The sequence below is a fragment of the Celeribacter sp. genome (assembly GCF_048266405.1).
Taxonomy (GTDB): domain Bacteria; phylum Pseudomonadota; class Alphaproteobacteria; order Rhodobacterales; family Rhodobacteraceae; genus Celeribacter.
The window spans coordinates 39035-56597 of sequence record NZ_JBLWZO010000010.1 but is presented as its reverse complement, the minus strand read 5'-3'; the positions used below and the strand labels follow the sequence as shown (position 1 = coordinate 56597).

At 60.9% G+C, this 17563-nt stretch carries 20 protein-coding genes; 11 read left to right on the top strand and 9 right to left on the bottom strand.

Annotated features, from left to right (window positions below; all coding sequences use genetic code 11):
• Positions 1–41: 41 nt before the first annotated feature.
• Genes ACN0TS_RS15190 through ACN0TS_RS15180 form a run of 3 tightly spaced genes read right to left on the bottom strand, consistent with a single transcriptional unit; the run spans position 42 to position 1291 of the window.
• Complete coding sequence (locus ACN0TS_RS15190; protein WP_417260209.1) at positions 42–323, bottom strand: TrbC/VirB2 family protein; 282 nt, start codon at positions 321–323, stop codon at positions 42–44.
• A gap of 16 nt (positions 324–339) precedes the next feature.
• Positions 340–1017: a lytic transglycosylase domain-containing protein gene (locus ACN0TS_RS15185; RefSeq protein WP_417260208.1), complete on the bottom strand. Its 678-nt coding sequence runs from the start codon at positions 1015–1017 to the stop codon at positions 340–342.
• On the bottom strand, positions 977–1291 hold the full coding sequence (locus ACN0TS_RS15180; protein ID WP_008335576.1) for a hypothetical protein: 315 nt from the start codon (positions 1289–1291) through the stop codon (positions 977–979). The genes ACN0TS_RS15185 and ACN0TS_RS15180 overlap by 41 nt, the downstream gene beginning before the upstream one ends.
• Before the next feature lie 132 nt (positions 1292–1423).
• On the opposite strand from ACN0TS_RS15180, the gene ACN0TS_RS15175 reads away from it, so the two are divergent.
• A complete protein-coding gene (locus ACN0TS_RS15175; RefSeq protein WP_417260248.1) occupies positions 1424–2002 on the top strand; it encodes a hypothetical protein in 579 nt (192 codons plus the stop codon).
• Here the strand turns inward: ACN0TS_RS15175 and ACN0TS_RS15170 are convergent.
• From ACN0TS_RS15170 to ACN0TS_RS15150, 5 genes are all read right to left on the bottom strand, one after another.
• Positions 1996–2196, bottom strand: a complete 201-nt coding sequence (locus tag ACN0TS_RS15170; protein WP_417260207.1) for a hypothetical protein — start codon at positions 2194–2196, stop codon at positions 1996–1998. The two genes, ACN0TS_RS15175 and ACN0TS_RS15170, sit on opposite strands and share 7 nt — an antisense overlap.
• Before the next feature lie 76 nt (positions 2197–2272).
• Entirely contained in the window at positions 2273–2482 is a 210-nt protein-coding gene (locus tag ACN0TS_RS15165; protein WP_417260206.1) for a helix-turn-helix domain-containing protein, read from the bottom strand.
• Between the two features lie 259 nt (positions 2483–2741).
• Positions 2742–3716 (bottom strand): alpha/beta hydrolase, encoded by a 975-nt coding sequence (locus tag ACN0TS_RS15160; RefSeq protein WP_417260205.1) that lies wholly within the window; start codon positions 3714–3716, stop codon positions 2742–2744.
• Positions 3701–4045 carry a RidA family protein gene (locus tag ACN0TS_RS15155; protein ID WP_417260204.1) on the bottom strand — a complete coding sequence of 115 codons (345 nt, stop codon included), beginning with the start codon at positions 4043–4045 and terminating at the stop codon, positions 3701–3703. The genes ACN0TS_RS15160 and ACN0TS_RS15155 overlap by 16 nt, the downstream gene beginning before the upstream one ends.
• A gap of 11 nt (positions 4046–4056) precedes the next feature.
• A complete protein-coding gene (locus ACN0TS_RS15150) occupies positions 4057–4929 on the bottom strand; it encodes an MBL fold metallo-hydrolase (protein ID WP_417260203.1) in 873 nt (290 codons plus the stop codon).
• 102 nt (positions 4930–5031) lie between these two features.
• Here ACN0TS_RS15150 and ACN0TS_RS15145 point away from each other — a divergent pair, with 102 nt between their 5' ends.
• From ACN0TS_RS15145 to ACN0TS_RS15115, 7 genes are all read left to right on the top strand, one after another.
• Positions 5032–5985: a LysR family transcriptional regulator gene (locus ACN0TS_RS15145; RefSeq protein ID WP_417260202.1), complete on the top strand. Its 954-nt coding sequence runs from the start codon at positions 5032–5034 to the stop codon at positions 5983–5985.
• Positions 5986–6185: 200 nt separating this feature from the next.
• On the top strand, positions 6186–7040 hold the full coding sequence (locus tag ACN0TS_RS15140; RefSeq protein ID WP_417260201.1) for a branched-chain amino acid ABC transporter permease: 855 nt from the start codon (positions 6186–6188) through the stop codon (positions 7038–7040).
• Between the two features lies 1 nt (position 7041).
• Positions 7042–8262 (top strand): substrate-binding protein, encoded by a 1221-nt coding sequence (locus ACN0TS_RS15135; protein WP_417260200.1) that lies wholly within the window; start codon positions 7042–7044, stop codon positions 8260–8262.
• 45 nt (positions 8263–8307) lie between these two features.
• Positions 8308–9324: a branched-chain amino acid ABC transporter permease gene (locus ACN0TS_RS15130; RefSeq protein ID WP_417260199.1), complete on the top strand. Its 1017-nt coding sequence runs from the start codon at positions 8308–8310 to the stop codon at positions 9322–9324.
• Positions 9325–9330: 6 nt separating this feature from the next.
• A complete protein-coding gene (locus ACN0TS_RS15125) occupies positions 9331–10065 on the top strand; it encodes an ABC transporter ATP-binding protein (protein WP_417260198.1) in 735 nt (244 codons plus the stop codon).
• Positions 10043–10759: an ABC transporter ATP-binding protein gene (locus ACN0TS_RS15120; RefSeq protein WP_417260197.1), complete on the top strand. Its 717-nt coding sequence runs from the start codon at positions 10043–10045 to the stop codon at positions 10757–10759. Before ACN0TS_RS15125 ends, ACN0TS_RS15120 begins: the two co-directional genes overlap by 23 nt.
• The gene (locus ACN0TS_RS15115; protein WP_417260196.1) at positions 10756–12009 is read left to right on the top strand and encodes an amidase family protein; all 1254 of its coding nucleotides are present in this window, start codon (positions 10756–10758) and stop codon (positions 12007–12009) included. Before ACN0TS_RS15120 ends, ACN0TS_RS15115 begins: the two co-directional genes overlap by 4 nt.
• A 35-nt stretch (positions 12010–12044) precedes the next feature.
• Here the strand turns inward: ACN0TS_RS15115 and ACN0TS_RS15110 are convergent, their stop codons facing one another.
• A complete protein-coding gene (locus ACN0TS_RS15110) occupies positions 12045–12941 on the bottom strand; it encodes a LysR family transcriptional regulator (protein WP_417260195.1) in 897 nt (298 codons plus the stop codon).
• 102 nt (positions 12942–13043) lie between these two features.
• Between ACN0TS_RS15110 and ACN0TS_RS15105 the strand changes: the two genes are divergently transcribed.
• The 3 genes from ACN0TS_RS15105 to ACN0TS_RS15095 are packed head-to-tail and all read left to right on the top strand — an operon-like array spanning position 13044 to position 17492.
• Complete coding sequence (locus ACN0TS_RS15105; RefSeq protein ID WP_417260194.1) at positions 13044–14468, top strand: N-acyl-D-amino-acid deacylase family protein; 1425 nt, start codon at positions 13044–13046, stop codon at positions 14466–14468.
• A gap of 10 nt (positions 14469–14478) precedes the next feature.
• Positions 14479–15885 (top strand): amidase, encoded by a 1407-nt coding sequence (locus ACN0TS_RS15100; RefSeq protein WP_417260193.1) that lies wholly within the window; start codon positions 14479–14481, stop codon positions 15883–15885.
• Entirely contained in the window at positions 15882–17492 is a 1611-nt protein-coding gene (locus ACN0TS_RS15095; RefSeq protein WP_417260192.1) for a gamma-glutamyltransferase family protein, read from the top strand. Before ACN0TS_RS15100 ends, ACN0TS_RS15095 begins: the two co-directional genes overlap by 4 nt.
• The last annotated feature ends 71 nt before the right edge of the window (positions 17493–17563 follow it).

Here is a 17563-nt window from a genome sequence, read left to right as displayed (position 1 = left end):
ACGCGTTCGGGTCGCTCGTAGGACGCTATTTTGCCGGAATGTCACGAGAAGCCGTCGACGATGGTGCCGGCCGAGAAGATCAGCACGATCCCGATGATGACCGAGGCGAACCAGCCCCAGTTGAGCCGTCCCATCATGCACATAAAACCGGTGCCGATGACGGCGAGCGTGGCGACCGCGATCCCGATCGGACCGGTCAGCGCGGCCTCGACGGTTTCCAGCATGGTCTGGATCGGCGACAAGTCCTGCGCGAGGGCGGGCGTTGCGAAAATTGCCAGGGTTGTGGCGGCAGGCAAGAGGCGGCTGAGGCGATGTCGAAGCATGCGGTGTTCCCTTGTTTTACTGAAGATCGATAAGAACGGGCGCGCGGGCAGGACCCCGGTCTGCGACGCGGGTCTCCGGCGCGGAAACGGGTGTGCCTGCCAGCCGGGACCGAATCCGGTGGATGCGCGCGATGTAGTCGCGGGTCTCGGCGAAGGGTGGAATGCCGGAATATTCGACGACCCGATGTGGCCCGGCATTGTAAGCCGCGAGCGCGAGGTCGATGTCCTTGAAGGTCGCAAGCTGCGCGAGCAGATAGCGCGCTGCGCCATCGAGGTTCTGGGACGGGTCGCGCGGATCGATCCCGAGCGCGCGGGCCGTGTCCGGCATCAACTGGCCGAGACCATATGCGCCCTTTGGGCTGACGGCGGTCGGATTGTAGCTGCTTTCCGCCTCGACCAGGGCGCGGAACAGGATCTGCCAGTCGTCCGCACCCAGCCCAACTTGACGCAGGGCGCGATTGCCCGCGTGACGACCTGCGGTGGCATGGATCAGCGGGAGGATGTCGTCGCGACTAGTAGGCGGTGTGGCGTCCAGTAAGGCAAGAACGACTTCGGCCTCAGCGCCATCACCCAGCCCCGCCCAGGCGGGCCGCTCACCGTGAAATGTCCAGCCCGAGGTCCGGGCGGTTCCGTCGCGGCCAAAGGCGATGACGTCAGCCGCGCTCCTCGAGGGTGATGCTGTAGTCAGGACCAAAGCGCAGATCGCGCCCGTCACCGAACTCGAGATGATGTTTGAAAAGCCCCGGCCATATGTTGAAATACCGCGGCTCGGGACCGTGTGGGGTAATCCGGGTCGAGACCAGAATGGCTTCCGGCTCACCCTCGCGCAGGTAGATGCACTGGTAGCGCGGCTTGCCATCGTCCGTGAACCCCACGAGTTCATACCGGCAGCGGAACGCGATGCCCTTCTCGGACAGGTCTTTGACACCATCGATGGTGATCAGGATCTGGTTGCGCGCTATCGGCATGTTCGGACTCTCCCCACGAGAGCCCTTCTACTTCACGACACTAAGGCCATAAAGTCATATGGAGTCAATACGACATATTGCAGATAAATACATATTGCACGATAGTTGCCGCAACTTTTGCGGGAGGGCGAGATGAAACGACAGGCGATGGCAGCGGTGATGGGGGTGATGTCGATCCTAGGGGCGCCGGAGAAGGCGCAGGCCTATGACATCGACTGCGCCATCATGCTCTGCATGGCCGGAGGTTTCCCCCCGAGCGCTGTCTGCGCACGCGCCTATCGCACGATGATTCGTCGGATCACACCTTGGCCAAGCCTGCCGCCCTTCGGGGTCTGCACCTTTGCCCATGTCCCGGTCGAGCTGGGTGGCCCCGGCGGGGAGGGCGAGCTCGACACCAACCTGCCGGAATACGAATGGTTGAACCGAACCCATGTGATATGGTTCACCGGACGATCCTACGAGCCGCGTGACGCGCCGCGTCAGTGGGATTGGTCGATCCGCTCCTGCGATCGCGAGAACCGGACCTGTCGATATATCAAGCGGGTCTACGGATCGCACACGCCGTGGCCCGCGACATTCGTCTCGGAAAGCGGACAGGAGATCGCCTATCCGACCAGCGGAGGCCTCTGGCACTTCCATTCCCGCAGCATCATGGTCGAATATGGCGACTACGAGGGCAACATGGGCCACTCGGAGTGGTTCTCTTACTGACCCGAACGGTCCGATGTGTTCAGGGAAACCGGGCGAAGCTCGGCAAAGCTGGCATCAAAGCGTTCTGGATCGACATGCCAGCGGCGGCTCACCGAGCCATCATTCCAACGGTAATCGGTGAACAGGTGAATCTCCCGCGCACCGTCGTTCAGAAACCCGTCTTGGAAGGGCCAGCCTGTCTTCTTCTTACCCATTGAACTCACAGCTCTCCATTTGACTACCTCTTGAAACGTTCCGCTCCAGGACGCATCAGGGGCTGGCAAAAACTGGCTAGCGTTTTGTGAAGAGCTCTTCTGGATTTACGTTCAGTGCTTTGGCGATATGTTCGAGGAGGTCGAGGGAGGCAGCGAATTTGGCGTTCTCGACCTTGCCCATATGGCCGCGGCTCACTTCGGCCCGATGAGCAAGCTCCTCTTGGCTGAGGCCGCGGGCGCGTCTCAATTCCTGGATGTTCAGTGCTACACGGTCCCGCAAGTTCATGCCCGCGAAACGGACATGGCGCGCGAAATATCGCCACGCGATATATGTTACACTCGGAGGTGTAGAGAAGAATTCTTGGAACGGCGCGAGATCGCCGGAATGGGATGCCTGCCGATACGCAGGTCACGGGATTATCCGTCTCGCAAACATTATCTGCCGCTCAGTTGCTCTTTCGGAAAAGGGCGGCACCGGCAATACCGGTGCCGCCAGTCGGTCGTCCACAGGGAGGTTGTAGAGGATGGGGTGTATCTCGATGTTGCTATCGCGTAGGACCCATAAACATCTTTTTGAGGGCTGCAGCGGTTTCCCCGATCAGCACAGTCGTTTCCGGCATCACGCCTCCCATGGTCAGGAAGCCGTGGATTTGACCAGGAAAATGCCTGTGTTCGACCGTGATGCTTTCTCGCTTAAGTTTGTCGGCATAGGCGATGCCCTCGTCCCTGAGCGGGTCGTGGCCGCAGGTTGCGACATAGGCGCGAGGCAGCCCGGCCAATGATTTCGCCACAAGCGGCGATGCACGCCAATCCGCGCGGGTGGCTACATCGGGCAGGTACTGCGCCGCGAACCAATCCAACGCTGCACCGTTCAAGGTCGGGCCGTTCCTGAATTCCTGACGGGACGGGGTTTCCGTCACAAATGACGTCGCCGGATATAGCAGGACTTGACCACAGGGCGCGGGGTGCTGGGTGTCGCGTAGCAAAAGGGTCAACACCGCGGCGATATTGGCCCCGGCGCTGTCCCCTCCGACGGCGATTTGATCGCGGTCCAGGCCAATCGCGTCCGCCTCTTGGATCAGGTAGGAATAGGCCGCCACCGCGTCCTCGGTCGCCGCCGGGAAAGGGTGTTCCGGCGCAAGCGCGTAATCCACCGCGATCACGGCACAGCCTGCTGCATTCGCGATGGCCCGGCAGGCGTTATCATGCGTGTCGAGGTCGCCCGACACCCAGCCACCTGAATGAAAGAACAGCAGCGCGGGCAAACGGTCCTCGGCGCGGGTGCCCCAGGCACGATAAATCCGAAGCGCTGGGCGGGGGCCGTTGCGGTCGATGGTGCGAACCACGGCGACCTCTTGGCGCAGTGGGGCAAGCGCCTTTCTGCTTTCACGGAAGGACGCGCGGGCGGTTTCCGGCGTGCCCTTTTCCAGGCCAGGCGCAGCGGCGGCCAGGGCCGCATCGACAAGCCGTTGCGCCCCCGGATCAAGCGGACCGACGAGCGGTGTTACCGGGATGTCCATGCCATCGCCTCGATTTCGATCAAAGCACCGGGGGCCGTCAACGCAGAGACCACCGTTGAACGTGCGGGCATGTGATCGCCAAATGCCGCCGCATAGGCGTCGTTGAACGCGGCGAAATCATCCGCATTCACCAACCAAACAGAGGTTTTTCCGACATCCTGCAAGGTCATGCCTTGTTCAGAAAGAAGCGTTTCAATCCGCTTGAGAATGCGGTTCGTTTGTTCGGTGATATCACCCGAAATCACACCGTTTTCGTCAAAGCCAAGTTGACCGGAGGTGATGACGGTATCGCCGTTGCGTACATAGGGGGCTAAGTGAACTTTGGCCATGGTCGGGTTCCTTATTCATGGGTCCAGGTAAAGCGGTCGTTGACGCGTTTGATACGTCCAACGGCAGAGCCGCCGAGGTGTGTGCCAAAAAACAGCGCATTGGTGTCGGCACAGAATTCCAGTGCCCACAGACGAGATCGCAGCGCGGTTTCGGGGTCTTCGCAAAAGACGGAATTCCATTCAGGGTGAAAGACCTGCGCCTGATTGTGCAGCACGTCCCCGCCAAACATCAGCATATCGGTGCCTGTCTTGATCGATATCGACATGTGTCCGGGGCTGTGGCCTGGCGTCGAATGGAACGTCAGCCCGTCGATTGGATCATATGCGCCGGGGGCGATTTCTTCGGCCTGCCCGGCGGTGATGATTGGCAAAATGCTGTCTTCGTAAAGTCCGGCTGCTGGCCCCTCGTGAAAGAACGGGCGACGTGCGACTGCGCCTTCGACCTGACCCCAAACATAGCGGGCGTTAGGAAAGGTCGGGATCCATTGGTTTCCGTCCCATATGGTGTTCCAACCAACGTGGTCCGTGTGAATATGGGTGCAAAGCACGAAATCGACGTCGTCCGGGTCTACCCCGGCTGCGGAAAGGCGGGACAGGTAGTCGGTGTTGAGGTTGTTGAACCCGTCAAGGGCCCGCGTCCGTCCATTGCCGACACCCGTGTCGACAAGGATGGTCAGCGAGTCGTTGCGGATTAGCCAAGAATGGACAGGCACCACCAGATCAGCGCCATTCGCGGCAAGTCCCGCCTGCATGCAGGTCCGAGTTTCGGGAGACAGGATGGCATCGTCCCAATCCGGAAAAAGCACCGTCGTCGGCAGGGCCAAGGCGACCTCGTCAATCCGGGAAATCGTCCAATTGCTGACCTTGCGGGTGTTGCAGAGCATGGCTGCCTCCTCACGGTTTACGACGTCACAGGTCGTGGAGTTGTTGAATTCGTTGCCCATGAGTAGTATGAATGAAACTGTTAATTCAAATCGAGGTAACTGATGCAGGGTATCGACCACTTTAATCTCCGGTCTTTCGACCTGAACCTAATGATCGCTTTTGATGCTCTTATGCAGGAGAGGAGCGTGACCCTCGCGGCGCGGCGCCTTAAGGTTCAGCAACCCGCGATGAGCCATACGCTTTCGACCCTGCGCACACTTTTTGATGATGAATTGTTTGTGCGGGTTAAACAGACCATGGAGCCGACGCACCGGGCGCTAGAGCTGCATGATCCGATCCGAAAGGTGCTAGCACAGGCCCAGGACGTGTTGCGGGCCGGACAGCCCTTTGACCCGTTGCGCAGTGACCGTCAATTTCGCATCGGAATGACCAACGGGATCGAGGTTCTGCTGCTGCCCGAATTGTCGACCGAATTGCGCCAAGTCGCACCAAACGTGTCGCTGTCGGCGCGGTCCGTGGATCCGGGCGACGCCGCTGATCTGTTGGATGCCGGGGAATTGGACTTGGTTGTGGGGTGTTACAATCGACCCAATTCATGGCAGCGTGGTGAACTGTTGTTCGAAGAGGGGGTGACGTGTTGTTACAATCCCGAATTGCTGCGCTGTGCCAATCCGATCGGGCTGCAGACCTATGTGGAAACGCCGCATGCGGTCGTGTCGTTGAACGGCGATCTTTGGGGATGTTTGCGGCCCGGACTCGAGGAAATCGAGGCAAAGTTGAACATCGTCGCCTCGGGTCCGAATTTCCTGTCGGTCCTGATGATCGCGCGGGATAGCCCGACGTTAACCACGCTTCCAACCCGGATTGCCGAAGCCTATGCCCCTCTATTCGGCCTAGCGACAAGCCGCGTTCCGCTTCCGTTTAGCCCAAATCCGATTTCGATGTCCTGGCCCATGCGGGCAGATCAAGAACCCGGAAGTATTTGGCTAAGATCAAGAATTCGAAACGCCAGCTTTGTCCAATCTATCCAGTCGGCGGAGCTAGTGGCGGAATAAGTTCACCTAAATTGATTCAATCAATTTTGATGATCATTTGTATCGATTTGACAGAATGTGACTGGCGACACATCCTCTCCCTATCAATGAATATCTGGAGCCAATGCATCTGATGCATGGACCACCGGGGGAGGATGCCACATGCCAGGACATAGATCCGATTCCATAGGTTTGACCCGTACCGCTGTGGGCGGTGCGTCGTGATTGTTTCTCAGATTGTATTTGAGATCGTCAGCTATAGCGCGGTCATGCTGTTGATCGTGGTCGGCCTGGCGATTGTCGTGAACATGATGGGCATTTTCAACTTTGCCCATGGTGAATTCGTCCTCACCGGTGCCTATGTCCACTGGTCTTTGGTGACATTGGGCGTGTCGCCGGTGCTGGCAATCCTGGCCGCGCCGCTTGCGGTTGGCCTGATGGGCGCGGCCCTGGAAATGACAGTGGTGCGGCGGTTCTATACCATTCCGGTGGCGGCGATGTTCGGCACCTATGCGCTTGGTCAGATCCTGCGCGAGGCCATTCGTTGGGCCACCGGCGGCGTGTATCACGCTGTCCCTGAACCGCTGACCGGGACGGTACAATTCCTGGGGGCGGTGATGCCGGCCTGGCGGCTTGTGATCATTGGTTGTGCGGTTGCGATGGTCGTGGCCAGCGTCTTGATCCTGAACCGCACCCATCTTGGCCTGCGTGCCCGCGCCGCGCTTGAGAATCCTCAGCTTGCCCGCGCGTCTGGCATGTCGACCAGCCGGATTTATACCGCAACCTTCGGGTTAAGCGCCGCACTGGCGGGGCTGGCGGGGGCGCTGATCGTTCCGATTTATTCCCTGTCCGGTGATCTTGGGCTGCGGTTCCTGATCCAAAGCTTTCTGGCCGTGCTGCTGGGGGGCGCGGATCTGATCGCCGGGGCGATGGCCGGGGCCGCCGCTATCGGGTCGCTGGCCACGGTCATGCCCTGGATCGTGTCACCCGCGTTTTCTGAAATTCTATTGGTTGTCATTGCTCTGACCACCATTCGCATGAAGCCCGGGGGGCTTCTTAACAGAGGAGGAAGCTAACATGAACGGTACGAACAAGACCGGGATTTCCCGCCGTGGTTTCATCACGCAACTGACGGCAACCATTGGCGCGGTCGCAACAGGGGTCGGAAGCTGGGTCGTCCGCCCGGCGATGGCCGCAGGCGATCCCGTTAAGATCGGCATCGCGACGGATATCACCGGGTTTTTGGGGTTTGCCGGTTTGGCGGATGCTAATGTCGCACGCCTTGCCGTGGATCGTTTGAATGCGGCCGGGGGCCTGGATGGGCGCCCCGTAGAGCTTTATATTGAAGATACGGCATCGGATGAATCCGCCGCTGTTGCAGCCGCGAGGAAACTGATCCAACAGGACAAGGTCGACGTCGTGATTGGCGGCATCCTCAGTTCCACCCGCAACGCGATGAAAGACATCATCGTTGGACGCGGCAAAAGCCTATATATCTATCCGCAGCTTTATGAAGGCGGGGAATGTACGCCCTATGTCTATTGCACAGGTCCGACGCCAGCGCAGCAATGCGACCCGCTTATTCCCTGGTTGATCGAGAACGGTGGCAAACGATTTGCCCTTCCGGCGGCGAACTTTTTGTGGCCGAGAAAGCTGAACGAATATGCCCGCAAAAAGATCGAAGAACATGGCGGCGAAGTTGTGTTCGAAGAATACCACACGCCGGATCAAATCGAATTCGGGGCAACCGTGTCGCGGATCATGGCCGAGAAGGCGGATGTCGTGTTCAACACCATCAGCCCGCCAGGCGTCAGCACCTTTTTCAAGCAATTGCACCAGGCCGGATTCAACACCAATGGCGGGCGGCTGTGTTGTGCCTATTACGACGAAAACACCCTTGGCCTGAATCAGCCAGAAGAGATCGAAGGCCTGGCGACCTGTTTGGACTATTTCCGGGCGGTTTCTGACACGGATCCGGTGAGCGCTGAAATCCAGTCCGCCTATGATGCGGCGTTCCCTGACAGCGCCTTGATGTCCGCGGGCAGCGCAGCAACAGGCGTGTATCGCGGGGTGATGCTTTGGGCAGAGGCGGTCAAATCGGCGGGTACGACAGAACGCGACGCGGTTGCGGTCGCGCTCGATTCCGCGCGGATCGAATCCTCCCCTGGCGGCGCGGCGGCCATGGTGCCCGGAACACGCCATTGCGCCCTGCCGATGTATATCGCCGAGGCCACTGCAGGATCCTATCAGATCCGCGCTGGCAGCGACGGGGCAGTGGCCCCCGGTGAATGTGGATGACACGGCTGGGGCCTTTGGCCCCGCCACCCTTTGGGATCTTTTGGCATGACTGACACAGATACCATTCCCAACCGACGGTTTTGGCAGGTGAACCGATTGGTCGCGGCCGAACTGGTCACGCTTTGCGTTCTGGCGGCCTTGCCGGTTGTGCTGGCGGATCACATGACCGTCTTTTTGACCCGTGTGCTGCTGCTGTGCCTTCTCGCGCTTAGCTTTGATTTGGCCTGGGGCTATGGCGGCGTGATGAGCTTTGGCCAGGCGCTGTTTTTCGGCGCTGCCGGATATGCGGGGGGGCTGCTGACGCGGGAACTGGGGGTGACCTCGGTCTTTGCGGTCATGCCCTTGGCGGTGCTCGTCGGCATGGGATTGGCGGCGGCTGTTGGTGCGTTGATCCTATTGGCGAAACAGCGCCCGGCGATGATCGTTGTCGCGCTAGGGACCCTATCGGGGGCGTTTATCGCGGAACGATTGTTTCGGGGCTGGTATTGGGCCGGGGGGCAAAACGGTGTCGCGGGCCTGCCCTATCTGGACGTTTTGGGCCGGGAGATCGCCGAAGGCGTGCCGTTTTACTACCTCGCCTTTGCCTGTGTCATCGTCGTCTATGCGGCGTCCAGGGCATTGGTGCGGTCCCAGTTCGGCCTGACCCTGGCCGCCGCCCGACAGAACGAGGAGCGGACCGTGTTCCTGGGGGCGCCGGTTCAGGTGATGAAGCTGATCGTTTTTGTCTTCGCCGGTGGTGTCGCCGGGCTTGGCGGCGGGTTGTATGCCTTTCACGAGGGGTTTGTTGGTCCGGTCCTGCTGGGCGTCGCCCTGTCAACCAAGGCGGTGATTTATGTCCTGTTGGGGGGCACCGGAACCTTGATCGGGGCTGTGTTGGGCGTGTTGGCGATTGAGGTGACGGGCTATCTGCTTGCGGATCGGTTTGCCTCTGCCTGGCCCATCCTGCTGGGCTGTATTTTGCTGGCGGTGATCCTGATCAAGCCATCGGGTTTGATCGGCCTGATCTCGTCTGATGCAGAACGGGCGGGCCGGTTCGGCATACGGTCCGGACGTGGGAGGTAGGGCATTATGGCGCTGCTAGAGATATTTGACCTAACTAAACGGTATGGCGGGTTCGTCGCCTTGGACAAAGCCGCGCTGAGCGTCGCGCAAGGAGAGTTCCATGGGCTGATCGGTCCCAATGGGTCGGGCAAAAGCACATTCCTGAAATGTATCGCGGGGGCGCATCTGCCATCAGGCGGGTCGATCGTCTTGGCCGGACAAAACATCGCCAATGCCCCGGTCCGAACGCGCATCAAGGCCGGGATGAGCATCAAGTTCCAGATGACGTCGATCATCCCAGATCTGACGGTCTATGATCATATGCTTTTGGCCTGCCAATCCCGCGAACCTGTGGGGGCTCTGGTCGCCTCGCGCAGCCGCAACGCCCACCATGACCGGATTGCCGCCACGCTGCGCGACTTTTGCCTGATGGATCGGTGCGATGATCGCGCGGGCCAGCTGTCGCATGGTGAACAGCAGTGGTTGGAAATCGCGATGGCCATGGCGCTGGATCCCAAGCTGCTGCTGCTGGATGAACCGACTGCAGGCATGAGTATCGAAGAAAGACGATTAACCGGGGATCTGCTGCGTCCGCTGCGGGGCAGCTGTGCCATCGTGATCGTCGAACATGATCTGGATTTTATCCGAAACCTCGTGGACCGCATGACCGTGCTCGAACAGGGGCAGATTATCGCCGCCGGAACGGTCGACGAAATTCAGAACAACCAAAAGGTGCAGGATGTCTATCTCAAACGGCACTGAATCCCCAATCTTGCGAACCGCCGACCTGTCCGCCGGATACGGGCGAAGCCAAGTGTTGTTCGGCATTGATTTCAACGTTGCCGTAGGTCAAACCGTGGCCCTGATCGGGCGCAATGGGGCAGGAAAAACCACGTTCTTGCAAACCCTTATGGGTGAGGTCGCGCCGATGTCGGGCGGTATCGCGTTTCGGGGGGCATCGGTGGATGCTCTTGCGCCTTCGGCACGGGCGATGCGCGGGCTGGGCTATGTTCCGCAGGATACTCCGGTGTTCAGAAACCTATCGGTGCGGGACAACCTGTTGGCCGGGGCGGTCAACCATAAGACGACTGGTGACTTGGATCAGGTCATTTCCCTGTTTCCTAAGTTGGCGGACAGGATGCGCCAGGCGGCGGGCACGCTTTCGGGCGGAGAGCGCAAGATGCTGGGGATCTGCCGCGCTCTTTTGGGACGCCCCGCTTTGCTCATGCTCGACGAACCGACAGAGGGCGTTTGGATTGGCGTGATCGAGGAAATCGCAGACCGGTTAAGCCAATTGCAGGACCGTATGGCGATTGTGATCGTCGAACAGCACCTCGATCTTGCGCTCAGGCTGGCGGACCGCGTCGATGTGATGGATCGCGGCAAAATCGCCCTGTCCGGTGCCCCGGATTCCGTTCGTGAAAACCCCGAATTCCTAAGGCTCTTGGCACCATGACACAATCCCAACCCTTGCCGTCCTGGCATGACATCAATCCCGAAACCCGCGCAGCAGAGGTCCGCGCGGCCTGCCAGAATGGCGATCACGCGGCGATCTATACCCGCCTGTTTGCGCCGGGACACACCCCGGCGCAGGGCCCCCTGGCCGGGTGCATGGTGTCGGTCAAAGCCCTGTTCGACGTGGTCGGGCAGGTCACCCATGCAGGGAGTGCGCGGCGGTTGAACATGCCGCCCGCGCAGGAGGACGCGGTGGTTGTCGCGGATGTCAAAGCCGCCGGTGCCACGCTTATCGGTCATACAAATATGACCGAATTGGCCTATTCCGGGCTGGGATTGAATCCACATTTTGGGACACCGGAAACGCCTCTGGTCTCAGGTGCCACCGCAGGCGGATCATCAAGCGGCGGTGCCGCATCGGTCGCGCGTGGTCTGGCCGATATCGCGCTGGTCAGCGACACAGGCGGGTCGGCGCGTATCCCGGCGGCCTTTTGTGATCTGGTCGGGTGGAAGCCCACGGCCTCTAGATTGTCGCGCAGCGGGGCGGTGCCTTTGTCATTTTCGCTCGACAGTGTGGGGTTGATTGGGCGGTCCACCGTCGATGTGGCAGCGGCGTTTCATTGTTTGTCCCCCGCGCCTGAGAGGGTCCGGCGCAAACCGCGGCTGTTGGTTCCGGACGATTTCGGGCTTGATCTGCTTGATCCGGCGGTTGCGGCGGCCTTTGAAATCGCGCTGCGCCGCATAGAAAAGGCCGGGTGGCCCGTTGCGCATCTGGGTCAAAGCTATACGCGCCCCTATCGCGCGATCCCCGCATGGCAATTCGCGGCGGTCGAAAGCCGCGCCTGTCATCCCGATGCCTGGGCAGAGGCGGACCGGATTGATCCGCATGTCGCACGGCGCATGGCGCGGGCGGATGAGGTCAGCGCCCCAGACTATGCCGCCACCGTGCTGGCCCGCGAGCGGTACAAGACCCAGATCGCCGCCGTTCTGGGTGATGATCTGATCATCCTGCCGACCGTAGCGATTTTGCCGCCACAGATCGCGGATTGCCAAAGCGATGCAGCCTTTGACCACTTCAACGCCTTGGCGCTGCGCAATACCAGTTTCGCGAATGTCATCGACGGGTGTTCGATAACGCTGCCGATTGCCGGTCAGGCGGGCATCGGGTTGATGTTGACGGGGGCGCATGGCCAGGATGAGACGCTTTTGCAGACGGCGCAGATGGTCGAAAAAGTCCTGCAACAGGCATGACGGTGTCGGGGCACATTCCCCCCGACTTTGGCGTCCTAGCCCTTGGACAGGCTCTGTTTGATGGCCCGCAACAGAACTTCGCTGGCCTTGCTGCGCACCGTTTGCGGGTTAGAGACCGCGTAGATGCCAAAGGTGATTTCGGGCACAATCGGACGGGTCGCCAGGCCACGCAACCGGGCCAGGTCCGCCGTGAAATTGTCCACCACCACAGCGGAATTCAGGTAGCTGCTCAGGCCCGCAGCCAGATTGAGGCTGCGGATCGTCATCGAGGCGGCATCCGGGGGCGTCGAATAGCCGATATTTTCCATCACAAGGCCACCGATGGTGCCCGCTGTGCTAAGGCGGATACTGCCACAGGCGGCCTGGGCCTGCGTGCGCGTGATCTCTTTGTTTTGGGTCAGCGGATGGTTTTCGGGCATCAACAGCAACAGCCGCCCGGTTCCAAGCCGCTCTACGTGGAAATCAAGGGGCGGAAGCGGCCCGGCGACAAGGCCAAGGTCGATGCGCCCGGCCCGCATGGCCCGGAATTGTTCCTCTGCGTTGGCCACGTCGATGGCGAGCTTCAGACCGGGAACTTCGTCGCGGGCCACCTTGATCGCCCGAGGCAGGCAATCGTGCATCAGGGGCGCGATGACCTGAACCTCAAGCGTGCGCAGGGACCCGTGGCGCAGGGAATCGATTCGACCCTCAAGGCGGATAAGGCTGTCTTTGATGTGGCGGCATTCAACAAAAAGCGCATCGCCATCCACGGTCGGATGCAACCGCCCCTTGTCGAGTGCAAAGAGCGTGATCCCGATGGCGGATTCGAAATCTCTGAGGTGCTTGCTGACCGTAGGCTGCGTCAGCTTCAGCTCCCGCGCGGCGGCGCTGATGCTGCCCTGTTCGTACACGGCACGGAAGACATCAAGTCGTTGAAGGGTGATCGGGCGCATGTCCAACCTATAGATAAATACGATGATAGTAGCAAATGATTAGTGTTTCTCTTGAGGGCTTGAGCGCCAATACTCCGATGCATTGAATTAAAGGACGATATGATGAAGGCGGACATTCTCTTTCGGGACGCTATGATCGTGGACGGAACAGGCGATCCACGTCGGCTGGGCGCCGTTGCCGTGACGGATGATCAGATAGTGGCCATTGGCGACCTTTCTGATTGGCGGGGCGGTGTCGACGTGGACTGCGAGGGGATGATCCTTGCCCCCGGTTTCATCGATCCGCATGTGCATTATGACGAAGCCGTCCTAACCGATCCGACGCTGGATCACGCGGTGAGTCAGGGCTGCACCACGGTGATTAACGGCAACTGCGGGTTTTCGATTGCGCCGCTTTGTGTTTCGGGTCCTTTGCCCATGCCGCTTGGGGCGATTGTCAGCGATGCGTTGCCCCGGTTCGCCACCTATGCCGCCTATCGTGATCGGCTGATGGCGGAACCGCCTTCGGTCAACACCGCCAGCCTAATCGGGCACAGCAGTCTTCGGTTGAATGCCATGTCTGACCTGGACCGGGCGGCGACCCGCGACGAAATCCACGCGATGTGCGCACAGTTGGATCAGGCATTGTCCGAAGGCGGGCTTGGCCTGTCCACCGGGCCGTTTTACCCAAGCGCCCGCCATTCCACGACCGAGGAATTGATCGGTGTGGCCTCTGTCCTGCCACAGCACGGCAAGCTGTACGTGACCCACATGCGGGACGAAGGCGACCGGGTTGTCGAAGCGTTGAAAGAAACCCTGACCATCGGGTCCACCTGTGGATGCGGCGTCCATGTTTCCCACCACAAATGCGCGGGGCTTGCCAATCATGGGAAATCCGAAATCACCCTGCCAATGATCGATGCGGCGCGGGCGCAACAGGATGTCGGGTTGGACACCACGCCCTATGTCGCCAGCGCCACGATGCTGAATTCTGGTCGTCACCGCCAGGCGAGCAAGGTGATCGTCACCGAATCTACGCCACATCCAGAGATGTCCGGGCGTGATCTGGACGACATCGCAAAAGAATGGGGCACGGATCGGGATGGGGCCGTTGATCGGTTGGTTCCGGCGCTTGGGGTGTTCTTTTTGATGGATGAGGCAGAGGTCCGCCGCATCCTGTCGCACGAATTGACGATGGTGTGTTCCGACGGTGTGGCCTTTGGCAAACATCCACATCCCCGTGTTTGGGGCACCTTCCCGCGTGTCCTGGGGCGCTATGCCCGCGACGCGGGGCTTTTCTCGCTTGAAACCGCCGTGCGGAAAATGACCGCGCTCCCGGCTCGGCGGTTCGGTTTGGATCGACGCGGTGAAATCGCCGTCGGCAATTTCGCGGACCTCGTGCTGTTTGACGAAACCACGGTTTGCGACACGGCGACCTATGAGAACCCGGTGCAATCCGCGTCGGGAATCCGGTCTGTCTATGTCAATGGGCGGCGGGTCTGGGCGGATGGTTGTCACACCGGGACGCGCCCCGGCCATGTCCTGTGAGGTCGTGCAGATGATCCCGAAATACGCTGATCACCCAACCACGACCGGTCTTGCCAATGGCGATGATACGGTTCGCAGTCTGCGACGGGACCTCGTGGACGGTGTCGAAACGGCGACCTCCCTGGTGACCAAGGCCATCGCCCGGATCGAGGCGCAGGATCGGTTGCACGATGGTCCGAATGCGGTTGCTGCCCTGAACCCACTGGCCCTGGCCGAGGCGCACGCTGCGGATGCGTCGAAGGGCGCGGGTTTGCTGACCGGCGTGCCGGTTCTGATAAAGGACAATATCGACGTTGCGGGCATGGCGACGACCGCCGGATCCCCGCTGATGCAGGGGAACGTTGCGTTGCGCGATGCCCTGTGCGTTCAGCATCTGCGGGATGCTGGGGCGGTCATCTTGGGCAAAGCAACCATGCACGAATGGGCAACTGGTATCACCTCGGTGTCCGCATTGCATGGGGCCGTTCGCAATGCGCGGGACCCCAGGTATGTCGCCGGAGGATCCAGTGGCGGATCGGCCAGCGCCGTCGCCGCGGGGTATGTTGCCGCCGCGATCGGGACCGATACCGCTGGGTCAATCCGGATCCCCGCCGCCTTTCACGGTCTATATGGGCTGCGGCCTACGCAGGGCACGATCGATATGACGGGGATTGTTCCCCTGTGTCCAACCCAAGATGTCGCGGGGCCAATCGCACGGGATCCGATGGATATTGCCCTGGTGATGGACGCGCTGCGCGGACGGTCCGGCGACACCTGTTCCGGCAAGATCGAGCAGGGGGTTCTAAGGCGGGCGCGGTTTGGCGTTCTGCGCACGTTCTTTGGGAATGAGGCTGGAACGGCCCAGGTGTCTGCCACCTGTTATGCGGCGCTGGAACAGATGCGCCGTCAAGGCGCAGAGCTTGTTGATCTGGATGGCACTGGGCGATCCGCGCTGACCAATGCGGCCAGCACTGCGGATTTCGAGTTTGCCGCCGCGATTGCTGATTATCTGGGGCGCCGGGATGGCGTGTCGATCCGGAGGTTGGATGACATTCTTGCTCAGATGCCGCCGGGTTCTGACCTTGCCAAGGTGCTGCGGCGCAGGCTGTTGGCCGCCACCAATGCCGAGGGGCACCGCACGGCGATTGGTCTGCGCAATGAGCTGCGGCACTGGTTGCACAGCCAATTTCGCATGCATGACCTGACCGCGATTGTTTATCCGACCATGCGCAGGCTGCCCGCCCGGTTGGGCACGACCCAGGAGGGGTCTGAGAACGTATGCCTAAGCGCCTGTAGCGGGTTCCCGGCCCTGACCATTCCCGCCCTGCCGGGGGAAACCCGGCTTCCGGTCGGTCTGGAATTTCTGGGACTGCCGGACAGGGAGGCCACGCTGCTGTCCATCGCTTGTGACTGGCAGGCGGGGAGAGGGGTGGCATGATGCAAGCAATGCTCCCTCAACGCAGTCGGATGTCGGTATTTGGTGCCGTGGCCTCTGCCAACCCTTTGGCGACGCAGGCGGGTCTGTCGGTCTTGCAGAATGGCGGGAACGCCTTTGATGCCGCGATTGCGACGGCGGCGACGCTGACGGTCGCAGAACCGTTTATGTCGGGCCTTGCAGGCATGGGAAATGCCGTGATGTGGGATGCCCGACGCGGTGAGGTACGGGTGCTCGACTTTGTGCCGCGGCTGCCGATGTCCTACGATCCCGATCAGTATAGCGAACGTACCGATGCGGCGCGGGGCGCGATGTCCGTCGGTTTGCCCGGAACCTTGATGGGCTGGGCGATGCTGAACGACGAATTGGGCACGCGACCCTTGCGGGACCTCTTTGCGCCAGCAATCACCCTGGCAGAAAGAGGCGTGGCCCTCACCGAATTCGCCGCCGCCGAAATCCGACATGCACGGCATGAGGTGTCGGGCTGGTCCGCGATTGGGTCCGGTTTTGCCCAGGTCTTTGGTCATGCAGGAGAGCCGCGCGTCGGGGATGTTTTGCGGTTGCCGGAACTTGCGCAGACCCTGCGCCGGATCGGTGAGGAGGGACCAGATCATCTGTATCACGGCCCGCTTGGTGATCAGATCGCCGCGACCGTACAGGGATTGGGCGGCACCTTGACCGCGACGGATATCGCGGAGGTAGAAACTTGTTGGCGCAAGCCACTGAGCGCGGATTACCTGGGTCTGTCGGTGAACGTCCCTCCGCCGCCCTGCGAGGGGTTCCAATTCCTGCTGACGCTGAAGATGCTAGAGCGAGTCGGACTGTCCGACCACCCCTACGGAAGCGCAGGGCATTTCGACCCTGTGCTGCGGGCGATCCGGTTGGCGGCGGGCCAAAGGATCGATGCCAATCGACCGAATGCCGACGGCCTGGTGCGAATGTTCCACTCACGGGCGATTGACGAACTGTCAGCCCAACTTGCGGCGGGGGCTGGGTTAACCGGGGCGACAGAGCATTGGGATGCGACAAGTTTCGCGGACCCAAGCCCGGCGCATACCACCTCCTTTTCCGTCGCTGACCGCGAAGGCAACCTTGTCTGCATCACCCAAAGCCTGGGCAGCGCCTTTGGCAGTGGCGTTATCGTGCCGGGCACGGGGGTCACCCTGAACAATTTCCTGTTCTGGGCGGATGCCGCGCCGGGGTCGCCCAACCGGGCCGCGCCGGGGGCCAGCCTGCCGATGTGCATGTCGCCTTCGATCGCGCTGCGCGATGGTCGTCCGGTGCTCGCGCTTGGCACGCCGGGGGGCTACGGCATCCTTCAGACTCAGCCGCAGGTCTATGCCAATCTCTTTGACTTTGGCTTTCCGCTTCAGACCGCCATTTCGCTTCCTCGCGTCCGCGCCTGGGATGGGCGGGCTGTGCAGGTCGAAACACGTGGCCAGGACGCGGTTATTTCCGGGCTACGGGCCAAAGGGCATGACGCCACGCCCTTTGGTGACGCCTGGTCCATGGCCGTGGGCGGAATGCAGGCCATTCAGATCAACCCAGACACCGGCGTAATGACCGCCGCCGCCGATCCGCGCCGCGACGGTATGGCCGGTGTGCTCTGACAACAGGAGGGCAGCAAGACGGACCTAATTGACGAACAGACGGGCGAACTTTGGTCGCCCTCTCACCAAGA